3 protein-coding genes and 1 pseudogene are annotated in these 3,402 nt (G+C 53.7%); all 4 read left to right on the forward strand.

Annotated features, from left to right (window positions below):
* Positions 1 to 1,401: YcjX family protein (locus PPL9_RS10470; protein ID WP_057462637.1), on the forward strand; the 1,401-nt coding region annotated here is incomplete at its 5' end.
* Positions 1,398 to 2,459 (forward strand): TIGR01620 family protein, encoded by a 1,062-nt coding sequence (locus PPL9_RS10475; protein WP_057462638.1) that lies wholly within the window; start codon positions 1,398 to 1,400, stop codon positions 2,457 to 2,459. The genes PPL9_RS10470 and PPL9_RS10475, both read left to right, overlap by 4 nt.
* A gap of 84 nt (positions 2,460 to 2,543) precedes the next feature.
* The gene (locus tag PPL9_RS10480) at positions 2,544 to 3,068 is read left to right on the forward strand and encodes a GrpB family protein (RefSeq protein ID WP_057462691.1); all 525 of its coding nucleotides are present in this window, start codon (positions 2,544 to 2,546) and stop codon (positions 3,066 to 3,068) included.
* 71 nt (positions 3,069 to 3,139) lie between these two features.
* A pseudogene (locus PPL9_RS34190) lies at positions 3,140 to 3,402 on the forward strand (VWA domain-containing protein); the annotation flags it as partial.

The raw sequence follows: 3,402 nt of genomic DNA on the forward strand, positions 1-3,402 counted from the left end.
ACAGTCCCCACTGTCCGTCTGGGTGTCACTGGATTGGCACGTTCCGGGAAGACCGTCTTTATCTCAGCTCTCGTTCACAATCTCATTGCCGGAGGTCGCCTGCCTCTGCTGGATGCCGCGGGCACAGGACGGCTCGCGCGTGCATATCTTCAGCCTCAGCCCGATGACAATGTTCCACGGTTCAACTATGAGCAGCATGTCGAAACGCTGACAAAGGATCGCCTTTGGCCGGAGTCCACACATCAAATCTCCGAACTTCGCCTGACCATTGAATACGAGTCCGCCACATTCCTGAACCGCCAGTTAGGCGGTGGCAAACTGCACCTCGACATCGTGGATTACCCTGGTGAATGGCTCCTCGACCTTGTTCTACTACGACAGGATTTCCGGCAATTCTCAGAGGAAGCCCTGAAACGCGCTAAAGCAAGGCCAGATTTGTCTGAGGAGTTTTTGTCAACACTCGCACGCTATCAAGATAAGCTGCACGATGAGTTTTCAGAGGACATCGCAAAGGATCTGGCAAGCACCTTCACCACGTATTTGAGCCGCTGCCGGGATGATGAAAACGCACTATCCATGTTGCCTCCTGGTCGCTTCCTCATGCCCGGCGATATGAAGGGCACACCAGCCCTCACCTTCACGCCGCTCAATCTGGGTGATACGCAGGTCAAACCCAAAGCAGGCACGCTCCTCGCCATTATGGAGCGCCGCTATGAGGCCTATCGCAAGCACGTGGTCAGACCGTTCTTCAAAAACCACTTTGCCAAATTAGACAGACAGATTGTGCTCGTGGATGCACTCACAGCAATCAACGCTGGCCCTGAGGCCTTGGATGATTTGAGCGGTGCCCTCACTGAGATTATGGGCGCGTTCAGACCCGGCAAAGCAAGCTGGCTATTCTCAATAGTATCTCGCAAGATCGATCGCATTCTGTTTGCAGCCACAAAGGCAGACCATCTGCGACGCGAGGATCACGATCACTTGGAGTTACTCCTCAAGCAGCTGGTTGAACGGGCAATCAACCGCGCAGAGTTCTCAGGCGCTTCAGTTGAAACGCTCGCCCTTGCATCCGTCAGAGCCACCAGGCAGGCAACCGTTCATCACGATGGTGCAGAAACCCCTGCACTCCTCGGCACACCAATGCCAGAAGAAACCATTGGCTCCATGAAGTTTGACGGCGAAGAAGAAGCAGCTATTTTCCCCGGCGATCTTCCTGACGATCTGAGTGACCTTTTCTCTACAGAGCAAAGCCACGGCACACCGGAAGATCAGACCGCATTGAAATATGTGCGCTTCCGCCCTCCAAAGCTGGAACGCACGGCAGAGGGGCTGACCTTATCTCTCCCTCACATCCGCTTGGACAGTGCAATGGAGTTCTTGCTGGGAGATAAACTCGCATGACCAACAAGAAAACACAGCAACATAAGCCTCAGGCACGCCGCGCTCCCAAAGCATTCAAACTGGATGACAGCTCCGTCCGGCTGGAGGGGGAGTTTGCCCACGAACCACTTTCCTCTGAAGCCGTTGTGTCAGAAGAAGACGAAAACGCGTTGGCCCTGCCGCAAAACAATGTGGCCCCAGAGCCCAAACCAGCGAAGAGTCGCTGGAGCAAGATCATCGCCATTGGCGGTGGCGGCCTCGTCTCACTTGCCGTTGGCTTGGCTGTCGATAGCTTAATCAGAGATCTCTTTGCTCGCTATGACTGGTTGGGCTGGACGGCTGTTGGCCTCACCGCTCTCGGCTTTCTGGGACTGATCGGTTTGTTCTTCAAAGAATGGCGCGCGCTTTCTCGACTGGAACAAATCGATCATATACGCGATGACCTGCAGACCGCAGCAGACAACGATAGCGATAAGGGAGCCCGTGCAGCTCTACAAAAGCTAATGGCACTCTACGCAGATCGTCCGGAAACAGCTCATGGCCGCGCTCAGCTAAAAGGTCATATGCAGGAAATCATCGATGGGCGAGATCTCGTCAAACTGGCAGAACGCGAGCTGATGGCACCGATGGACGCCCGCGCGCGCCTGATAGTCATGGAAAGCGCGAAGCGTGTTTCTGTAGTTACCGCACTATCACCTCGTGCACTCGTTGATATCCTGATCGTACTTTACGAAAACCTGCGCATTGTTCGCCGCATCTCCCGTCTTTACGGAGCCCGCCCCGGCGCACTCGGTTTCTGGCGCCTTTCACGAGATGTCGCGGCTCACCTGGCCGTCACAGGTGGCATGGCAGCAGGAGATAGCCTGCTGGAACAGTTCATTGGTCAGGGCTTAGCAGCAAAACTTTCCGCACGTCTTGGCGAAGGACTAGTCAATGGCTTCCTCACAGCACGCATTGGCGTTGCTGCAATTCAAACCTGCCGCCCTGCACCATTCATCGCGACAAAAGGCCCATCACTAACGGAGCTCATGAGCGAGATCACGAAATCTGCCCCAGATGAGATTGCAGATCAGGATTAACGAATATCTCACGCCAGCCCTATGCTTCCCCCAATCTCTTGGTATGTTCAAAGGGCTGACAAAACAAAGGCGGCAGACACAGCTATGATCACGCGCAAAGTCAAAGTGGTAGATGCACAAGACAACTGGGCCGAGGAGTTCCGGCTGGAGCAAGAAATTTTGCGTGAGCTACTCGGAGATATTGTCGAAGACATTCACCACATTGGCAGCACCTCCGTACCAGCTCTCGCCGCCAAACCAATTATCGACATCCTGCTGGAAGTCTCCAGCATCCCGGCACTCGATGCTCAATCTGCAAAGCTGATCAATCTTGGCTATGTCGCCAAAGGTGAATACGGCATTGCAGGTCGCCGCTACTTTGAAAAAGGTGGAGACGACCGCACCCATCACCTTCACGCGTTTAAATCAGGAGATCCGCACGTTTACAGGCATCTGGCCTTTCGTGATTACCTGAAAGCTCATCCTGAGATCCGTGAGAAATATGCCCACCTGAAGAAGAAAACGGCGCAGGAGGTCAACGGAGATGTTGAGGGATATAGAGAAGGCAAGAATGATTTTGTTGAGCTTCATCTTGCCAAAGCGATTGACTGGGCCAGAGGTTCTTATTGATCCCTATGCTTTTGCCTAAGGTGTCAATTGCACTCTCGACACTGCACCGCCCAATCGCATAATGTGACCCCATGTTTATTCAGTTTTTCGAAGAGCTAAAATCCGCTGGTTTACCCGTATCCGTACGCGAATATCTTACGCTTATGGAAGCGCTGGACGCTGATCTGGCCGGCAAACGGGTGGAGGATTTTTACTTCCTCGCCCGTGCAACGCTGGTCAAAGACGAATCTAATCTGGACAAGTTTGATCGCGTCTTTGGCCACACGTTCAACGGATTGGACCTGATGAGCGAAGTGGCAACCACAGACATTCCAGAGGAGTGGCTGGGCAAGCC

It is taken from the genome of Pseudovibrio sp. POLY-S9, from assembly GCF_001431305.1.
Taxonomy (GTDB): domain Bacteria; phylum Pseudomonadota; class Alphaproteobacteria; order Rhizobiales; family Stappiaceae; genus Pseudovibrio.

Coding starts and splice junctions, on each gene's coding strand:
- PPL9_RS10475 (WP_057462638.1), top strand. CDS start 1,398: ATGACCAACAAGAAAACACAGCAACATAAGCCTCAGGCACGCCGCGCT.
- PPL9_RS10480 (WP_057462691.1), top strand. CDS start 2,544: ATGATCACGCGCAAAGTCAAAGTGGTAGATGCACAAGACAACTGGGCC.